16 protein-coding genes are annotated in these 19106 nt (G+C 60.3%); 9 read left to right on the top strand and 7 right to left on the bottom strand.

The window, feature by feature from the left end:
- Positions 1–22: 22 nt before the first annotated feature.
- The 3 genes from LB571_RS03965 to LB571_RS03955 form a co-directional block, all read right to left on the bottom strand.
- Positions 23–1078 carry an ABC transporter ATP-binding protein gene (locus LB571_RS03965; RefSeq protein WP_140792162.1) on the bottom strand — a complete coding sequence of 352 codons (1056 nt, stop codon included), beginning with the start codon at positions 1076–1078 and terminating at the stop codon, positions 23–25.
- Between the two features lie 676 nt (positions 1079–1754).
- Entirely contained in the window at positions 1755–2492 is a 738-nt protein-coding gene (locus LB571_RS03960; RefSeq protein ID WP_224585493.1) for an SDR family NAD(P)-dependent oxidoreductase, read from the bottom strand.
- Positions 2479–3825, bottom strand: coding sequence for a family 1 glycosylhydrolase (locus LB571_RS03955; protein ID WP_224592421.1), 1347 nt, complete (start codon positions 3823–3825; stop codon positions 2479–2481). Before LB571_RS03955 ends, LB571_RS03960 begins: the two co-directional genes overlap by 14 nt.
- Positions 3826–4619: 794 nt before the next feature.
- On the opposite strand from LB571_RS03955, the gene LB571_RS03950 reads away from it, so the two are divergent.
- The 3 genes from LB571_RS03950 (at position 4620) to LB571_RS03935 (ending at position 8002) form a co-directional block, all read left to right on the top strand.
- Entirely contained in the window at positions 4620–5471 is an 852-nt protein-coding gene (locus LB571_RS03950) for a hypothetical protein (RefSeq protein ID WP_224585497.1), read from the top strand.
- Positions 5472–6371: 900 nt separating this feature from the next.
- A complete protein-coding gene (locus tag LB571_RS28920) occupies positions 6372–6578 on the top strand; it encodes a DUF2188 domain-containing protein (protein ID WP_015316648.1) in 207 nt (68 codons plus the stop codon).
- A gap of 320 nt (positions 6579–6898) precedes the next feature.
- Complete coding sequence (locus LB571_RS03935) at positions 6899–8002, top strand: PAS domain-containing protein (protein ID WP_015316649.1); 1104 nt, start codon at positions 6899–6901, stop codon at positions 8000–8002.
- 90 nt (positions 8003–8092) lie between these two features.
- Here LB571_RS03935 and LB571_RS03930 read toward each other — a convergent pair whose 3' ends face one another.
- Entirely contained in the window at positions 8093–9214 is a 1122-nt protein-coding gene (locus tag LB571_RS03930) for an alpha/beta hydrolase family esterase (protein ID WP_015316650.1), read from the bottom strand.
- A gap of 1355 nt (positions 9215–10569) precedes the next feature.
- Positions 10570–10890: a DUF6894 family protein gene (locus tag LB571_RS28915; protein WP_411908830.1), complete on the bottom strand. Its 321-nt coding sequence runs from the start codon at positions 10888–10890 to the stop codon at positions 10570–10572.
- 2384 nt (positions 10891–13274) lie between these two features.
- On the opposite strand from LB571_RS28915, the gene LB571_RS03920 reads away from it, so the two are divergent.
- From LB571_RS03920 to LB571_RS03900, 5 genes are all read left to right on the top strand, one after another.
- Positions 13275–13628: a hypothetical protein gene (locus tag LB571_RS03920; RefSeq protein ID WP_224585503.1), complete on the top strand. Its 354-nt coding sequence runs from the start codon at positions 13275–13277 to the stop codon at positions 13626–13628.
- Positions 13625–13831 (top strand): hypothetical protein, encoded by a 207-nt coding sequence (locus LB571_RS03915; protein ID WP_015316653.1) that lies wholly within the window; start codon positions 13625–13627, stop codon positions 13829–13831. Before LB571_RS03920 ends, LB571_RS03915 begins: the two co-directional genes overlap by 4 nt.
- A gap of 36 nt (positions 13832–13867) precedes the next feature.
- On the top strand, positions 13868–14122 hold the full coding sequence (locus LB571_RS03910; RefSeq protein WP_224592417.1) for a hypothetical protein: 255 nt from the start codon (positions 13868–13870) through the stop codon (positions 14120–14122).
- Positions 14123–14649: 527 nt separating this feature from the next.
- Positions 14650–14838: a DUF3606 domain-containing protein gene (locus LB571_RS03905; protein WP_015316656.1), complete on the top strand. Its 189-nt coding sequence runs from the start codon at positions 14650–14652 to the stop codon at positions 14836–14838.
- A gap of 22 nt (positions 14839–14860) precedes the next feature.
- Positions 14861–15064: a hypothetical protein gene (locus tag LB571_RS03900; protein ID WP_224585506.1), complete on the top strand. Its 204-nt coding sequence runs from the start codon at positions 14861–14863 to the stop codon at positions 15062–15064.
- A 633-nt stretch (positions 15065–15697) separates the two neighbouring features.
- On the opposite strand, the gene LB571_RS03895 is transcribed toward LB571_RS03900, so the two are convergent.
- Together LB571_RS03895 and LB571_RS03890 are read right to left on the bottom strand one after the other, a co-directional pair.
- Positions 15698–15994, bottom strand: a complete 297-nt coding sequence (locus tag LB571_RS03895) for a hypothetical protein (protein WP_083882993.1) — start codon at positions 15992–15994, stop codon at positions 15698–15700.
- Between the two features lie 784 nt (positions 15995–16778).
- The gene (locus LB571_RS03890; RefSeq protein ID WP_015316661.1) at positions 16779–17876 is read right to left on the bottom strand and encodes an ABC transporter substrate-binding protein; all 1098 of its coding nucleotides are present in this window, start codon (positions 17874–17876) and stop codon (positions 16779–16781) included.
- Between the two features lie 524 nt (positions 17877–18400).
- On the opposite strand from LB571_RS03890, the gene LB571_RS03885 reads away from it, so the two are divergent.
- The gene (locus LB571_RS03885; RefSeq protein ID WP_015316662.1) at positions 18401–18604 is read left to right on the top strand and encodes a CsbD family protein; all 204 of its coding nucleotides are present in this window, start codon (positions 18401–18403) and stop codon (positions 18602–18604) included.
- Positions 18605–19106 lie beyond the last annotated feature (502 nt).

Raw genomic sequence — 19106 nt, 5'->3', positions numbered from 1 at the left:
TGATTGGCTGACCTCGGCATGTTCAAAGCCGGCGACCCGTATCTGCGTCAAAGAGATGGACCAGGCCTGGCTCGGCGGCGAGCCTGACAGTTTGGCCCGGCTGGAACGGGTGGCGCTCCCGAAAATTCGCGACGATCTCTTCGCCACCGGGCGCGCGGCCGATGATCTGCAACTCCGACCCGGTCGGTTCGATGACGGAGATGGTGACGGGAAAGCCTTGGTCGCAGAGGCGCAGATGCTCTGGCCGGATGCCAAGCACTACTGGACCTCCACTCAGGCCTTTCGGCGTCCGCGGCAAGTGTACGGCGACGCCGCCGCTGCCTTCAAAGCCACTGGCACCAATGCGCCCTGTCAGCATGTTCATGGCTGGAGAGCCGATGAACATCGCGACGAAAAGATTGTCCGGGCGGTCATAAAGATCGAGCGGGCGCCCGATCTGCTCCACATTGCCGTCATGCATGACGACGATCTTGTCGGCCATCGTCATCGCCTCGATCTGGTCGTGAGTGACATAGACAGTCGTGGTCTTCAGGCGCTGGTGGAGTTCCTTGATCTCAGCGCGCATCTGTACGCGCAGCTTGGCATCGAGATTGGAGAGGGGCTCGTCAAACAAGAACACCTGCGGGTCGCGAACGATCGCCCGGCCCATCGCCACGCGCTGCCGCTGCCCGCCCGAAAGCTGCCGGGGATAGCGCGACAGAAGCGGCGTGAGGTTGAGAATTTCCGCGGCACGTGCAACCTTGGCATCGCTCTCCTGCTTCGAGGCACGCTTCAACATCAGGGAGAACGCCATATTCTCTCGCACCGTCATATGTGGATAGAGCGCGTAGTTCTGGAACACCATGGCAATGTCGCGCTCCTTGGGGGCGACCGCGTTGACAACGCGCCCACCAATGGCGATCTCGCCGCGCGTGATGCCCTCTAGCCCCGCGATCATGCGCAACAGCGTCGACTTCCCACAGCCCGACGGGCCGACGAGCGTGACGAACTCGCCATCTTCTATGTCGATGCCGACGCCATGGAGAATCTCGGCGGCGCCGAAGGACTTATAGACATCGCGGATCGCAACGGACGCCATCGATTACCTCCCGGCGATGAGACGCCTGCAGGAAGACGTCCACTTACATACGCAGCCTCTGGTCTTGCCGCGCCCCTCCATCTGAAGTGGTAGCGCTACCAGCAGTGCGTGTAAAGCACGGCCAGATCTCCCCCGGACTGAGTGATCTAGATCGGGTTTCCAATATTTCGAGAGGCACTCGGTCGGCCGCTCGGGACAGCGCAGGATTCCATCGGACATCGCGGTCTCACCTTGTGCACTCCGATTCTCCAAGTATCGCGGAACGAGGCGGCGGCTAGGGGCGGCACCCTCAAAGCAATCGAATGGCCGCTGATGGTCGGCGACAAGTTGGTTCGGCCGGCGAGACTCCTAACGAGGGCGCTCGCGGTCGACTGCAGAGCCCGGTCGTCCTCATCCATGCCGCCCGTCGCGCCTCTCGTGATCGCCTTCGCCGCATTGGTCCGCATCGCCGCCGCTGTCCGGAGATGCCCGCCGGAGCGCTCGCGCGGTGGAATCGGGGCCGTCCAGCCTGATGCAAATTCTCGAGCCTTTCTCCAGCCGAACCAGTGGCAATGTGATTGTTTTCCAGCCCCCGAGCGCGGGACCGTTCCCTGTCGACGCGCGCGCTGTCGACGCCGGTGCGGGTGATCCATGCGCGACTTGGCCTTCGCAGTGCCGCAGCAAACCGCTTGCACGTCTAGAGCCGTGCCAACCGGCCGCCATCCACGTTGAGCGCCGCGCCGTTGACAAAGGCGGCGTCGTCTGAAGCCAGGAAAGCGGCGGCCGCGGCAATCTGCTCCGGCTTGCCGACATCTTCCGGGCTGATAGATTCGACGCCTGACTTGATGTTCGGATTTTCCCAGAGCATCGGTGTGTCGATGGCCCCAGGCAGGATAGCATTGGCGCGTATGCCACGCGCCCGGCCTTCGATCGCAGTGGACCGGGTGAGCGACAGTAGCGCCGCTTTCGCCGCTGCGTAGGGGGCGACATGCGGCGTCGTTTCAAGCGCGTGCACGCTCGAGATGTTCACGATCGACCCGCCATGGGTCATGTGCGCGAATGCCTCACGCGTGAAATGGACTGCCCCCAGCAAGTCAACACTCAGCACCTTCAGCCAGTCGGCGCTGGTGAACGCCTCGATGGGCTTGAACATTATCAGGCCGGCGTTGTTGACGACGATGTCCAACCTGCCAAATCGCGCGAGGGCCAGTCCACAGCACTGCCCGACGGCAATCTCGTCTGAAACGTCGCAAACCGAGACGGCGGTGTCCGGCGCGCCGGCTTTTCGGACTGCCTGTGCGGCCGCCTGCGCACTGCCTCCATCCAGGTCGGCGATGATAACGCGGGCGCCTTCGGCGCCTAAGCGGGTCGCGATGGCCAGCCCAATGCCGCTTGCGGCGCCAGTCACAATCGCGCTCTTGTCAGCCAGGCGCATCGGGTTTCACCTTGTCCTTGGAGGGTTCCAGCGGTTCGGCCCCAGCTTCGGCGATCCGGTCCACATGCAAAAGGCCCCCCGCATAGTCCTGCTGCGCGCGAACACTTGGGTCGTCCTGCTCGGACGGCAAAAAGATGGGCAAAGCGAGGCAGACACTTTGGGTGGCGAGCAGCTTGTTCCAGTTGGCGATGAGCGCCTTGTATGCGGTTCCCACCGCCCTGGGGTTGCGGTCCAGATCATAGAGGCCGACCGCATTGACCCTTCCGTTGTTCTCGCGCAGGGCGCTATCCCAGTCCACCTGATCGGTCAGCGAGTACCAAGTGAAGCCCACGATAGGTATACCATCGTTGCGGATCCTAAGCACGTTGGCCCACTCCTTCCACAACCAGTAAACGGCTTCGTCCCCGTTCGGCCCTTCGCGGATGTTTGTCTCTGTATGCATCACAGGCAGGCGGTAACGGTTGAAATACTGGCGCGTAATTTCGTCATAGCCGAACACCTCGCCGGAAGCCGACGTGGTTCCGTCCGCCCAAACCCGGTGCTCGTTGGTCTGGTAATAGTCAGTGCCCATCACGCAATGCCTGCGCAAATGGTTTTCCAGGAAAAAGCTGTACTCCTGCGCGGTCATCCCGTTTTCGAGCAGGTAGCGATAAGTGCGCGCGTCGACGTCATGCCCGTAATTGAGGTCGAGCGATAGGAAACGCTGGCTATTGAAGCGCTCCGCCTTGCCGATGGCCTCGGGGGAGTCGGCGTGGAAGTATTCCGAGGATTCACTTTGAATGAAGATAGCGTCGGGCCTCACTTGCAGGATTGCCCGCATCGCCACCACGTTGCCCTTCACGATATGCTTGAGGGCGGTGACGAAGGCCGTATCGGTGCTCAGTTGCTCGTTCCACCAACCCCAGCGCGCTGAAAAGGTGGCGCAGATGAACATCTCATTGACCGGCGTGTAGAGCTGGATCCAAGGAAAGCGGGTTGCGAAGTCGTGCGCGTAACGTTCAAACAGCCGCGGAAAATCCGGGTTCTGGAAATTGCCCACCCAGTCTGGAACGCCGAAATGGCAGAGGTCGACGATCGGAAGAACATCCCTGGCCTTCAGGTCAGCGAAGGTCTCATCGGCGAAGGTCCAGTCATAGTGTCCGTCGCCCAACCAGGTCTTGTGAATTGGAGGCCCGTAGCGGAGAAAGCGAAGACCCAGTTCCTGGAGCAGCTCGAAGTCGGTGCGCCATTGCTGGTAGAAGCGACATTTCTCCATTTCGTCGACCCGCTCCCGTCCTCCATTGATCGTGGGAGCGCTGTTTTCAATGCCGGTGGCAAAGACGAAATTGAACATCAAAGGTCCTGAGCAGCCAAGCTGCAGCAATTTCGTAACGTCCAGCTTGCAACGCAGTTCCGGGCCGGCAGGTCAGCACGACTTTCGGCGATACGCGACTACGGTACCGGACGGACGGCGGGTCTCGCCAGCTATATGCGACCTGCGTGTTCAGTTCCTGCCGTTCGAGCCCGGGTGAAGCGGATTGCCGCCGAAGGTGATTGCGTCACATATCCACGCGACGAGATCGCCAGGCGATGTGGGATTGCGATCGTTGATTTTTCCGCCTGGATGGACGGGCGCCAAGGGGAATGCCAAGCGAGGCAGGCATTTATAGGACCAATCTCCCGTTCGATCGAATGATGGCAACTGAGGAACCACCAGTTAGGTTCCAACTGATGCTTTGGCGCGCGCGGTGGTGTTTCGCTCGCTTCGCGCTTTTGCTCGGCACCGGAAATTTCGACAGGTGGAGATGCAATGCGGTGAGGCCGCAGTCTCGAGGTTCAGCGATGGGTCATGTGCAGAGCACGAGGGCGAATTGTCTCCTCGATGCGTTCAGCTCGATTGGACGATGGACTTCTTTTTTGCCGCACGAGACGCGCGGAAGGCGGGCCGAGGCCATCGTCACCCTCTTTCCGTTATGCCTTGTTTTGCTGTTCGCATCTCCCGCACACAGTCAGCGGGCGCCTGACGCCTCAGCGCCTCTCCCAGCCAGCGACAGTTCGTCCGATGCATTTACGGAACACGTCGATGTCGGCAAAGAGCCGGGCAAGGCACCGGCAAGGGCATTCGGATCCCACGCAGTTGGAGAGCTGGTGCCCAGCGAAGCACAGGCACCCGACGCAGAGGCACAAACGCCGCCAGGCGAAAATCAGGAGATGTTACGACGCGAATTGGCTGCCGCGCGAGCGGAGCTAGCCAAGCAAGCACAAGCTCTAAAAGAGCAGCAGCGAAAGGACGAAGCCCTTTCGCTCGATCTGCAGACGGCGCAACGGGCCATCGAAAGCTTCAGGGCCGAAGCCACTCTCTGGGGCGGTGACAAGCCCGCCGCCGGTGCAGCCCAGCCCTCCAAGGACGTCCCCGAGACTGCGGTGACGCAAGCTCTTGACGACGAACGGCACAAGGTTGAGCTCTTGGGACAAGAGCTCACAACGGCTCACCGAACCATCGAGGCCCTCAAGACAGCCGCAAATGCGGCCGCGGTCGAGCTGGCCAACGCCAATAACAACCGTGAGGCGGCCGAAGCAGGTCTACGGCAAACTGGAGAAGCGCTCGAGCTGGAACGCAACCGAGCCGATTCAGCTGCCCGTGACCTCGACGTCGTTCGCAAGGAGCGCGACGCTGCAAACCGGACCTCGGTAGGGTTAAGCGCGGCGCTGGAAGAAGAACGTGAACGGGCGACCGGTCTGGCTCTGAGCCTGAGTGCCGCGCGCGAGGCAATCGACGACCTCGCGACCAGGAACCGGCCTGCGGCTGCAGCGCACTCGCGAATGATCCATAAGCCGGCAGGTGTGGTTGCACGTGCACCACCCAGATCAGGTGTTGAACCGAGGCGCAAACCGGGCTCGCGAGAAAAACAGAAACAGGCTGCTGTCTTGGCCCCGCTCTCTCTTCCCCTCGCATTGCTGCCGACCCGACCACCGAAAGGGCTCGACCCGCGCCAGTGAACAGACCGTGGAGCCGAATATATGCCGAGGTCAACATAGCAATGAAACAGTACGTCGCCGCCGCCCTGATGATCGGGATTGAAATCGGACCTGCCTGCGCTCTCGACAAAGGGGTAGGCGCCAGCGTCGGCGGAATCGGAGTCGGCGCCGGAGTAAACGCCGGTTCGCAAGGCGCTTCGGTCGGGGTGGGAGCGAGGGTCGGCGATGCAGGGGGATCACATGTCGGAGCTTCGGTTGGCGCGGGCAAGGGAGCAGTCGGCGTTGGCGTTGGTGCCAGCGGCAATGTCGGCGACGCAGGCGCAAGCGTTTCGACCAGTATTGGTACGGGCGATGATCCGGCGGCCGACGACGGGTCGCCTACCGGCAGCGGCAGTCCAGCCACCACACCCGAAGGAACGGCTGGGCCCACCGCCGCTGCGGCCGCCAGGAGTGGTAAGCAATCGATTGTCTTGCCACCGATTCTTAAGCCATCCATATCTGCTGAAGGCCGCTTCACCGACGGCTATCCTGTCAAGCCTCAGAGACCCCTGAGATCGAAGCCCGGTATACCAGCTGCTGTTGTGCAAGCCTGCCGCTCCGCGATCACATCCGCCGCCACACCGCTTGGCGCCGTCCGCGTCAGGGCCTTAAGCGCAGGGTTGTTGCATCGACGTGGGGGTACACTCACGGCACCAATCAAGGTGCAAATAGATTATGCAGGGCAAGGGGGCGTCGAGGTTCGGCAGGCCGAGGTCGATTGTCGACTGGACATGGCGGGCAGGGTCACGGCGATAAAATGAGAACTGGTTGGCCACGTTCGAACGCCGCGCCGTTCGGCTGAATGGGAACTACCGCATTTTGCGATGCTTGTTGCAAAGCCAGTGAACATCGTGATTTCTAAGTGACCACCGGGGGCGGGCCATGGGGCATGTCAGGTACTTCATTTCAAAGACCGGTGACCAATGGCTGGTCCGGTTTGACGGCAAGGACTATCCCTATTCAGCGTATACGGAGGCCGTGCGTGCGGCTGTCAAGGCAGCCAGCAGTGTCTCGGCCACTGGCTACGGTGCCGAGGTATTGGTTCAAGGCGTCGACGGGAAGTGGCGAACGGAATGGCCCATTGATTGAGTCGGAGCGTCCTGCGCTGACGGCTGTGCTGCGCGTTGGCGCTCATCTGTTCGTGTTTGCGGCCGCGCCTTTGTGGCGACCTTTTGATCGGCTCACCTTCGATGGGAAGCTATAGGTCAAGCTGTCGACCAACATAGCTATCCTCCTGACACACGCCGGCGATGCTTGGTCTGCCCGGTAGGCTGCACAATTCAGCTGCGGCACAAGCGCCGTGTGCCTCGTCTCAACCAATATTTCGAAGAACCGATGCGCGGCTTTACTGCGGTAACCAGCCCGGTTCGAAAACATCACATTGGAAACCTTGTAGGAAGTCGGGCGTTATGGCTGACCTCTATCAAGTGAGCCCTCTATCAAGTGAGCAAAGAGTGCCTGACCACGCCAAATCATCGTCAGCCCTCCATGGCGATCCCCCGGCGGCGGCAGCCACCACCGCATGGGCGGATCGCAAGGAGTTGGCGTCGGCGGCGTTCGAGCGCACGCGCATGCCCATCGTCATCACCGATGCTCGGCAGGCTGACAATCCCATCGTGCTGGCCAACAGGGCCTTCCTGGATCTGACCGGCTTTACATCCGATGAAGTCCTGGGTCGAAATTGCCGCTTCCTACAAGGGGAGGGAACATCGCCTACGGCCGTTGCGGAAATTCGAGCGGCGATAGAGCGTCAACGCGAGGCGAATGTAGAGATACTGAACTTCCGCAAGGACGGTTCGCCGTTCTGGAACCAGCTTCATCTGAGCCCCATCAAGGACGATGAAGGCGGCCTCCTCTACTACTTCGCCTCGCAGATCGACGTAACCAAACATCGTATGATCCAGAGCCTGGAGGCGTCGGAGCACCGCCTCCTCATGGAGGTCGATCATCGCGCAAAGAACGTTCTAGCGGTTGTCGATGGTATCGTTCGGCTGAGCAAGGCAGACAGTGCACCGCTCTATGCAGCGGCCGTTCAACGCCGGGTCCAGGCTTTGGCGGTCGCGCACGCCCTATTGGCCGAGCGCGGCTGGCGCGATGTGCCGCTGGACGAAATCGTCTCCAGGCAGGTCGCCCATTTCGCGTCTGGCAGGACAGCAATGACTGGTCCTGAAGTTCTGATCCCAGCGGTGGTCGTTCAACCACTGGCTCTCGTCGCCCATGAATTGATCGTCAACGCCGCCACCCATGGAGCTCTCGCCCAGGATACGGGGCGGCTGCAGGTCAGCTGGCAGGCGGCCGGCCATCATGGCGGCTTTTACCTGCGGTGGGAAGAAAGCGGCAGACGTAAAGCTGGATCTCCGCCAGGGGAGCCCGGCTTCGGAACGACCATGGTCAATGCAATTGTCCAGAAGCAGCTTCAGGGTGAGATCCTGCGGGATTGGACATCGGACGGTTTGAAAATCAACATAAGCATCCCGGGCACGGCTGCCCTTTCGACAGCCAAGGGTGCCTGAGACGCTCGTTGATCTCAGCCCATTTTCCCATAGCGACATGGCAGGCCGGGCCCCGCTAGACGAACGTTTATCAACAAGTCTGGCCGTGAACTATTTCATCAAGCCGGCAGCGCGAAGGGCGCTTTCGATATGCTGACCAGGCAAAGCCGTTGGACCGCTGCGTGGTTCGAAGGGCGCGTGCGCGACCACCAAAGGGGAGTGTCCAACCGACGTTGCCGGTAAACGCGCATCTGGGGAGGGGCCCGCAGAGCCCGCATCTTCAAGTCCCCAGAATCGGGAGATGAGCGAGGTGGACGATATGCCAGTGTCGATCATAAAGGATCCAGCCTGACTCAATCCGTCCGCGGAGTCCACGGGTGTCCCGTGCGCCATGCCCGAGATCAGGTACGACTCGATGACTTCCTCATTTGCGGCGTTCTTCCAGACATCGCGGCGGTAGCCCTGATGCACCTGTGTCTCGCATTGCCCTCTACTTTGCCCGAACAATGTGAGCCACTGCCCGACGAGCTGATCGGAGTTGATCGGACTGACTGTTGTGTCGGCGCTTCCATGCCACACGGAGAGTTTCGGCCATGGTCCGCAGTGACCGGAAGCTTGCTGGACGGTCGTCGCCAATCGCCTTGCGGTGGGGGCGCCTTGACCTCGCATGCGGTCGAAAGCCTCCGCCAGGTTGTTGGCGCTGCCATAGGGTAGACCGGCTACGATGGCCCCGGCCGCAAAGACTTCAGGGTAAGTCGCCAGCATAGCGGCGGCCATTGCCCCGCCGGCGGAGAGTCCGGTGATAAAAATCCTGGTGCGGTCGATGTCGTGAGCGGTGACCACGGCCTCTATCATTTGGCGGATCGAAAGCGCCTCACCGGAGCCCCGTCGGGTGTCGGCCGGGACAAACCAGTTGAAACAAAGATTGGCATTGTTGCTGCGCTGCTGTTCTGGAAAGAGGACGGCAAAGCCCATGCGATCTGCCGTCCTCGACCAGCCGGCGCCGCGGTCATAGGATGCAGCCGACTGTGTACAGCCATGCAGGACAATCACCAGAGGGGCCTTCGCCGCAAGGTCCTTGGGGCGGTATGTCCAGGCCCGCAACTTTCCGGGGTTTGACCCGAACACCTGGAGTTCGGAAATGCGCTCGTTTTCGTCAGGACCATTCAAGACGCCATCCATCTGTTTTCGCCGAGCTGCCAAGCGTGCAATGGTATCGGCGAGACTTCTCATGTCGGTATCCTTTGGCGGGCGGGTCCAACAAGCGGAACGCCGTGTTTCCAGGTTGGTAGCTGCAGTGCAGCATAATTGCTTGCAACCACGATCCGCATGGGGTGGTGGGGGGCCTCTGCCTCCGCGAGATAAAAGCCCCGCGCCTTTCTCAAACCGTGCTGCGTCAGGCCTTCCACAAGTCCGGACAACTTTGCCTCAACGGGCCATCATCCGGGCTAGACATTGCGCCGAGGCCGCCGTCCGACGATCGCCAAAACGGCTTTGCCGCGCCGGCAATGATTCCGGCTTCGGTCGAAGCAAGTCGAAACGGGTTGACACGGGGCATGCCGTCTCGCCGTGGACGACGGCCAGAAGTGCCACGCGGGAGCGGAACATCAGAGCTTGCTAACGGTTCTACTTGGTGGATTTCCAATTGAGAGGACGATCGTGTCAGCCTTTGAATTCGTCTATTTTTCTGGTCTCACGGGGAATGATCTCCTGGGCGGTGTCGTCTCGTTGTTGGCGTGCTGTGTTCTCTACAACGTTATCGCGGAGGATCGCCCGCACCGGTGAGCCCGGACCGCAACAGGTGGATCCTAGATCGGCCGCTCTCCACATTCGAGGTCGCATGCGGATGATTTCTATTTCCCATCGTGGGACCCACTCCGTCAGCTCTCGTCGGCCGATGCCAGCACTTGCGGACTACCGCAGCCACCCGCCCGCAGTTTCTCTCCGCATTGAGGACCCCCCCGCTGCAGCCCGTGAGGAAGACTTACGAGGGACGCGTTCTGAGCAAACCTGCACGCCTGTCTGCCTTGTGAGCACGACATCTCCGGCCATGATCGTGACCAACCGGCTGACACAAACAAGACCGTGGCATTCCGCCAATCAAGCCCGCTGGCGGCCTGCGGAACTTTCCTGCGCGGAGCGAATTGAGCCACGGCGGCCGATTCCCTATCAGAATCCGCCGCTGACCAAAGACCCAATCTTGGTCGGCCCGCGACTCCTCAGGAAGGCGCGGGCCAATACTTTGGCACTTTGGCAGGATTCGGGTGCGCGGCCTCGGGGTGATTTGAGTACCATGTGAGACAGCGGCTCGCGGAAATCAAAGCTGGTCTTGCCCTTCGCAGAGACCCGCGAGCGAAGGGTAGGACTTCGCCAGGGCAGGGCAGTTGGCGCGTTGCCTCAGGGCTGCCGAGCAGGCGCGGAGCCCGGAGATCTGCCGTGCTCTCGCGAAAACAGAACCGTCATGAGATCAAGATTGTGTAGGACGAGGTGCGCTTGCAGGAACTTTTCGCACCCATTTCTGAACTACAAGACCGATATGCTCATTCTGGATGATGAACTAGCCGGCGGCGGCCGCAGGGCCGTCGGCGTCACAGGACAGGATGACGGTCACACGACCGAGCGCAGGCGCATGGATTAGGCGTGGCTGTCCGGGGAGGATCGCGACGATGATGAGTCCCGCTCCTCCTCGACGTTGAAAACGATGCTTGCTCGAAGGCAAGATCGCCGCCCTCGTCTCGTACAACGATCGCCAATTTGTGGTGATCACCGTCTGGAAGGGCGTCTTTGGTCATCTCCGCCAAAGCTTTGATCGCCTCATATTTGACCGCGGCAAGGTCTTGGCATTCCGTTCCCTCATCGTCAGGGAATATCGTTCCGTTGTCGTCGAAGTCGAAATAGTAGAGCGCCATCGCCGACCGAACTGGAGGGCTCGGCGTTTGTTCCTCGCTCTGGCCCTGATGATCCATTACAGGAGACAGCGTCAACCACTCTCGCACGCGTGAAAAGCGCAACACCAGCCCTCGGCGAGGCTCCGCGCCCATTACGCTCCAGTGCCTTCATTTGTGCGACTATGAGAAGCGGGTGCGCGGCCAAGTTCAGCCCAGTGCAATGCCTGTGCGGACAATCCCGAGCTTCAGTGTCGCGAAAGATGGTATCGTGCCAAATTGCCCGTAGCGGCGTCGAACTTCTCCGGCCAATCAGCTGGACCCCGTGTCTGGTTCGGTTTGGCCGACCGTGCGGATGCTCCGACTAACCGATCGAACATTCGACGTCCGCTGAAATATCCCCGAGATGAGGGCGATCGATGGCCGATTGACTGCGGGGCTGGCAAGCAGAGTTTCGTCGGCTCGGCGCCCAGAAGGAGAGTTGCCTGAAGACGCCGAGCCTAGCCAGCGAGATTAGCGGGGGGCCGCGTCCTCTCGCCGGCTAAGAGGTTATGCGCTCTCTTAGGCACTCGTGAAGCATTCGAATGCACTAAGAGGCCGGGACATTTCTGCCTGAAATCCGACTTGCTTAGCCATTTCATCTCGGGAGGAATAAACTGGGCTGTTCAATCGTCTGCTCGAGAAGGACCTGACCCTATAGTCTCGGCACTGCATAGCCCAGCTGGCCCGGACGGGCTTGGATTAAGGCCGTTACGACGTTCACCTGCAGTCGCTTTACCAAAGGGTAGGCTTCTCTCACCAGCGAGAAGCCTGCGATGTTGCCAGGGGGGCAGCGATTTCTGATCTCTCCTGGAACATTGTGGGGGTCGAAGCACTTCGGCAGTTGCACTGTTCTCCATTCTCAGTGCGTATTCCCATGGTGTTTGTCTCGCCCGCTGCTGAAAGGTGGCGGGCCTTTTTTATTTTCGGCCGAGAAATGCTTGAGCGTCTTTCTGAGGACTCCTGGTCAACCCTCTGGCCACACCAGACCGTCATAGTAATGTTGCAGGGCGGATGATGCCGCCCGTCGCGCGACATGAGTTTCCATCCTGATCGCGTTGCGCTCGATGTCGATAACATCCCGCAGCCTGAGTGCGGCCGCTGGACCCGAGCTTCGACACGTGCGTAACTGCCAACCCTGCGGTGCATGAGATTGGTGCCGCAGGCGACCTCCTGAACATGCGCAGCCGCGGCCCAGTTCACGGCAATGCGGCCACCGAGCTCGTTTCTGGAACATGTGTCGGGACATCCCGGAGCCTGACGCTTATCCTGCTGCGGCGCCTTCCCCATCTGCCGCGGGCCAAGCCGCTGCCTTTTATGCAACATGTGGGAACCTGATATTCGTCGGCTGGTTCGAGAGGCGGCAGCTCCCGTGCTGCTGGTCAGGTCCCCAATACTTGGCCGGGCCCGCTTCCCTCGCCAGTGAGGCGGGCCCACTGCATCGGCAAAGGCGTCCGGCGCCATCGTTTGGAACCTAGATGACCATAACTGGTTGGGCGCCCGTGGGCGCGGGTGACGATTTTTAAGGGACCGATATGCGTCGCAAGATCGACAAGCTAAAGCACGAACGGACTGACCGGGAATCTCGCGTCGTCATCGATGCGGAGCATAAAGCTAGCGAAGCGAAGACGACAAACGGGTCGGTTCTGACGTTGAAGAGGAGCCAATGGTACTGCTCGATCTAGAAGAAGGTCTCGAAGAAGCTGGCTTCCCGTCTGCTGGTATGAGTAGCGCCACGTAAGATCTGTCTTCGATTCCGACCCGGACTTGATCAGCGCTCTTATCTCGGACATCCGGCTGGGTGATGGACAATCCGGTTGGGAAGTTGCCCGGCATGTGCAGCAATCCAATGCGATGATCCCGGTTGTCTATATAAGCGGGGACAGTGTTCCTGGCATTGGGGCGCCGAGGGTGTCCTAGAAAGTATCATCACGAAGCCGTTTTGCTTTGCCTCAGGCCATCACCGCCCTTTCCATGCTGCTCAACCAGCAACATCCGCACCAAACGAGCCAGGCGCGTAGGCGCTCTCGATTGCCTCACGCGCGTACGCGCCAAAAGGTCGAGGCGGTGCCTTCTGCTAATCTGGCAATGCCTTACCAGTTGTTTGGTGAGTAGCCCGGGGTCTCACCGCGCAATACGGCCCACAGCCCACCCGAGCGAGATAGCCACGACGAACCCCAGAAGTACGGCCGTAAAGAACCACATGAGGCGTTCCTTCGCTCGTTGTACGAGCATCAACGCGGCAAGCGATTTATAGTTGCAGGTCCGCGGGGCAGCGGTCCGCTCGGGCGCCCGCCGACGCCGTGGAGCCGCATATCTGGTGGTCGGTCTCTCAGTGGGTCCTTGTTGGACGTAGTTGCCACCCCTCGATGGACCGTTCCAGGTCGGTGGATCTCGATTGCGTGGTGGTAGGCGTCGCCCAGGAAAGCAGGGCAAGGCTGACCGAGAAGGAGATCAGCAAGGCGAAGGCGGTCGCGAGCAAGACATGGTCCCTGTTGAAAGCGGGTACAACCACCGCCAATCCGGTTCGTTCATTCGCAGTCTGCTTGCTCGTGAGTCATGGTTACCGCGCCGTTAAGAACGGCCGCGCGCCTTTGCAACTTGGAGGCAGCCTAGGGCTGGGCGGCGAGCCCCTTCAGCAGCTTTCTAAACGCCGCCGGATTGCCAATAACCGCTCTGCCTCACTTGGAACCTTTTTTCGCCGCGCGGATTGCTGTGCATGACAAAAACCCCAGAAGTTGCTCCGCCCATCCTAGCCGAGACCAGCCCGGACCGTCCTGTCAATTGCGAGGTCGCTCTGGAATCCGCCTTCGCGGCCCTTGTCGCCACCTCCATCGGCCAGGGATGGACCCCGGAAGAGACGGCCGAAACGCTGCACAAGCTGGCCATGGAGCATCTCGAACAGCTCAAGGCCATAACGGCCTAATCGCTCCGGCGTGGCTCCGGAATTTTGACACGCCACATGTCGAATTATTTGCATTCAAATGAATTTCACGACGCTATAGATGCTGCCTCAACGTTCTGGGAGGAGAGCATGGCTCCGCATGAGCAGCATGCCGTTGAAATTATCCGCGAGAAGAAATGGACCGTGCGTGTAACCGCCTATGGCAGCGCCATCACGTTCACTTTCGAATCTGAAGAGTACGCTCGCTCATACGCGGACGGGCAGGCGTTCCGCCTCGGAGTCGACGTTGTCGAATTCAAGAAATGCGCCTAGCTGCAGATCAGCGAACTTTTTCCCGCAGTTCCTGTTGGCCCTGAGGGGGAACTTCGGACGCAACGGCTTCAGATCGCCACCCTGCTCAGGCCCAGCCTGCGCAGGCAGTCGGCCGGCGCCAGGATGCGGGCAGGCGGTCGTAACGGTCGCCATCTGTCGTTGGGCTCACAGCTCGCGATCGCCAGCGCGCGCACGAGTTCGCCGTTTGCGTTATCGGAATACTTCCTCTCAAACTAGACTTCGGGAAACTGTCATGGACTTCATGGCCCTGGGAGGGTGTTTCCTTTTATACCGGCTCCAAAATTCTGCCGTTTGAAGTCGCCGTCGACGGTACCAGAGAACCCGGGCTTTATCGCGGGGAAGTATGCCATTGCTGCCGATGGGCTCACGGCGAGCATTGACGGCTAGTTGGCCAGCCCCTTCCCGAGTTCAGCCCCGCGCCGGACTCAGCCCGCCGAGGCGAAGCGGCATGCTGTGCAACAAAGCGAAGCGAACCACGTTGCCCCCTCAGGAGTGGAGGAACGAAGATGGCAGACGACAAGAGCAAGAGAGACTCTCGGGATCGGAACCGCGTCTCGGTCGAAGAAGACTACGAGGTGCGATATCTCGCTGAGAAAGCCGCGATTACAGCCCAGCAGGTCCGCGACCTCATTAAGCAAAACGGTAATAACCGCGGCACGCTGGAACGCGGAGCGAAGAACTCAAAGGCTCGCTGAGGCCAAGATGGCAAGGTACCAGGTGGAAGAGATCTACGGTGACACCGTCGTGTCGTCTGGCGTCGTCGTGGAGGACGATCCGATGAAAGCAGCCGAACAGGCTGCCGGGCAAAGAGTGTCCCTAAGGGCACTGCAGGAACATTGGTTCCGTGTGGTTGATGAAGAGCAAGCCGCCGTCTACGAGTACAGTCTGGCCGCACATGACGAGCAAGATGCCCAAGTCTGAACTCGCGGACGAGCACAACCATTTCCACAATTGTCCAGTATGCGGTCGGCAAGTCGATCAGCGGGACTTGCGTCAACCCTTATGGCATGAGGTGCCTGAGCATGACCCCCTGGAGAAGGAGCCCGCTCCGATCCTCGACTTGCCACCCCGAAACTGGCAAGCCCGCCGACCGGGGGCGTCGATGAGTTTCTTCGCGGCTTGGACGAGCCGGACGCAATAAGTTTGTACGGCAGAAAACCAGACCTTCACACAGGCGCTCAACGACGCACCGCGCGACGTTCTACACCGACTTTGCCCAAGATTGACCAGCGGCGACGGGCTGCGCTTGAAAGTTGTTCAAACAACTCTCCAGCGCCTCGATCCGGTAACGCATCAAAAGGGCGCAAGACTTGGGCCGGCGGCACAAAAAGCTTGACGCACCTTCGATGCGGGCGAGGTCTGCCGGCGCGCTCGACCTAGCCACCAGCGGGGCAGGATGCCGCCGCCGAGTTCCTGCTTGGTCGTGTACCCGGACTTAACTATGCGGGCCTCTTCCCAGATGCTCTTCGACAACTGCATGACACGCCTGCTGAATGGGTAAGCGCAGTCAATCCGGCTCCCGCGTTAGACGCATGGAGCCGGACCAAAGAGCGATCAGTCCTCCTGCTGGATAACGACGGGCCGATTGTGGTGGTGACGGTGCATCGAGCGAGTGATGACGACGGTATCACGGCGGTGATGCCGATGGCGCCACGAGCGATGGCCGTTGTCATAGAATGCTTCCTGGCCGTGATGTCGGTGGTGAAGACGGCCACCTTCGTCATTGTATATGACGGTGGCACCATGGTGATGTCGGTGATGTGTTGAAACCACCACGTCAGCCTCGGCAGCAGAAGCGACCACCGGAGCCGCAAGCGAAAGAGCCAAAGCGCTCAGAATCAAGACCTTCATTTTGCTATTCCTGTATGCCTGAAACACGTCCCTTCACGAAGCCAACGAGGCAGGGGTGTCTTTGTTCCGGTCTGTCCCCCGGGTTCGTAGGGGCCATCCCTCCAAAGCTGACTCGCGTCGATGCGCACCGTTTGATCGGTTAGGCCACGTGTGGACGAAGCCGATGCGGGGGACTGGAACAGGTGTGAAGGTGATCCCGGTTTGCGGCTTGGGTTCACCGGTCTGGCGATGCGGCGGGCGTTTCTTGTCAGCCCGCGGCAGGCGAAGCGGGCCCGGGTGCGTTGCCGCCTTGGTTCTGCTCGGGGGCAACCTGCGGTGTCGGTTGCCGCGAAGCGTTTGACAAGGGTGCGAATATAAAGAAGGCGAGAAGGCCTAGAAAAACCAGGGCGATCACGACCACGGCCCAGCTCGCGATCCGAGCTGTACCTCGCCGTTCCTGATTGCGTGAGAGATCGTTGGTCATTGAGTGTCCTTTCGGGATCGAATGGTCGGATCCCATCGGCGCCCGAACTTCAATTGAGCGCTGATGTTCCTTTCATTCGGAAAGACCAATGCTAATGTCAGGCTGATCCCGAAGGATCACTTGCCAAGGGAGAGAGCAGCGCGCCGCGCCGAGCAAGAGGTCGACGTGAAGGCTTCCCGCGGAAGCGGCTGCATGGAACAATCCATCATGCCCAGATTTCTCGGAGCCGCCGGCCACAGCGTGGAGAATGCTCCAAGCCATTGGATGGCCCCAAAAGTGACGGCGCTGCTGCGCCGCGAACTCCCGCCAGCCACATCCGCCTCACCTGGCATCGTCAACACCCCTGATTTGCGCCGGGTTGCCCGGTGTTCTTTCGGCGATTTGAATCGGCACACCAGTCCACTGCCAAACGGTCGTAGCTGGTGTGCGAAAGAACTGGATGTGGCCACGGGTGCCGGCAACCTCTATCCGCGGCCATGACTCTGCGATGCTGTTCCGGTCAGTGCCGTAGGACCGTATTGCCTGAGCAAGGACGACGATCGTGTCGTATCCTTCCAGAGCAACGAAGGAGGGCGCCTCGCCCAACTTCTCCCGCAGGGCCCTTTCGACGCGTGAGCCTAGCGGGTCGAGGTGTCCGGGTCGATAGCGCAGGAAGGGGATCGCAGCGCTATCTTCGCCTAGCAATGTGGCCCATTCAGCGAATTCTGGTTGCCCAGCTGGAGCGCCGATCTTGATCGTGGACAGGCGACCGTCATTGCGAACTGACTTGACGATTGAGATTGCTGGCTCTGGCTGGCCTACAAGAAGAAGAAGCACTGTCGCGCGATGGTGGATGAGTTGGTCGCACAACATTGACGGGTCCAGCGAGCTCATGCTGATGTCCGATAACGTCGCGCCGTTGGCTTCAAGGTGATCACGCAGAATGTGAACGCCAGATGCCCAGTAGACGCTCTGCTGCGATGCAACGGCGATCCGATCGTGACCAGCGCGCGACAGGAAGTCGGCATATGTTTGCCAGCCGCGAGACTGCGGCGGGGCAAGACGTGCGACCCACTTGGTTGCTTGATCCGTTAGCCTGTCGAGTACCGCCGACGAACAGAGAAAAGGGAGTCCGAGCTCGTCGGCCCTGACAGCCGCCGCGCGAGCAACGACACTGTGATACTCTCCCGCTATCGCTACCACGCCCAAACGGGCCAGTTCATCCACTGCCGCGACGGCCTTCTGTGGATCGGCTGCAGTGTCTCGCACGAGCAGCTCAAGCGCCTTGCCGCCGACGCCACCAGCGCTATTGATTTCGCTGACAGCTAGCTGAAGGCCCGCAAGCAAATGTCTGCCTGCCTCAACCCAGCCGGGGCGAGTCAAAGGGACGAGTGCTCCGATTGTGGTCGTTTCTTCGGAGCCCGGATCAGTCGATGCCATTCAGTATCTCCTGGTTACGCAATCCTCACCGCGTGCCCAGCTACAGCGCACATGCCTCGACCGATAGAGACAGTCGGACCTAACTCCAACGATCTGTACCATCGCCACTACCGACACAGTTCCGATGCGGCAGGTCTTAGTGGACTGGCTACCGGCGTCGACAATCCCGCCGCCACCGACACGAGGCAAAGTTCGATGGCCACTGCTCGCAGATCCTAAACGCTTGTACTGAGTGACGCTTAGCGGGTTGTGAGGCAGAGGGTGTGCCAAATTCACCGTCTGAGCAGTAAATGCCCGAAAAACACTTGGTCGTTGACGCCTGTTTGGGCATCTGGTCCGGGCTGATTTGCGGCCAATTCCAGGCAGCTAGTGGAGACTAGGTGTTGAGACCCCCGGAACGGTGAGTGTGTTGTGTTTGCTTGGGGCGCGGCGGTCGATTGGCCTTCATCCTGCCAAAGGAGACGGTCCGGAACCTTGCTACCCCGATTACGTTTTGACTTCATATCAGACGAAGGAGGCCACACATGGACTGGAACCGCGTCGAAGGGAACTGGAAGCAGGTCAAAGGCAAGGTCAAGGAACAGTGGGGCAAACTCACCGACGACGATCTCGACCGCATCGCCGGCAAGCGCGATCAGCTCGAAGGCAAGATTCAGGAACGTTACGGCCTGGAGAAGGATCGCGTCCGCCGTGACGTAGACGATTGGTACGGCATGCAGGGCTGGTAACCATTCGCCAAAGAAGCCCCACAGCCCGCGGCTCTGGCGGACGATCTGCGCCGATGGGATAGCGCGGGCTCTTCGCCTTTAGCATTTTTTACTCGTCCACGAGGCCGGGCTTCAGCCATTCGGCCTTGTCACTCACCGGGTCACCAGCCTTGCCTTGCACGCAATTGTGGAAGCGATTGCGCTTGTCTGACGAACGCACCGCAGGCTGAGCGGCTGCTCAAGAGCTTATGCGAAATTCCGCGCAGGCCGCTTTCAGCGGCTCGATGACCATCAGTCATACTGCCGCTCGGCAGCGCCCCCTGTGTCCTTCCAGCACACGCACTCTGGCATTCGTCTTGCAAAGCCGCTTCATCTTGGGAGAAGATGAAATGGCTCTATCCAATCAGCTGCTTGAGGAAGACCTGACCTTTCAGTGTCCGAGCTGCAAAACCCCACTGGTCAGGAAAGGCTCCTGGGTCAAGTCCGTAACGACGTTCACCTGCAAGCGATGCGGCGAAAGGGT

The sequence above is a fragment of the Mesorhizobium sp. BR1-1-4 genome (assembly GCF_020165375.1).
Taxonomy (GTDB): domain Bacteria; phylum Pseudomonadota; class Alphaproteobacteria; order Rhizobiales; family Rhizobiaceae; genus Mesorhizobium; species Mesorhizobium australicum.
This window is presented reverse-complemented; position numbering and strand designations above follow the sequence as displayed.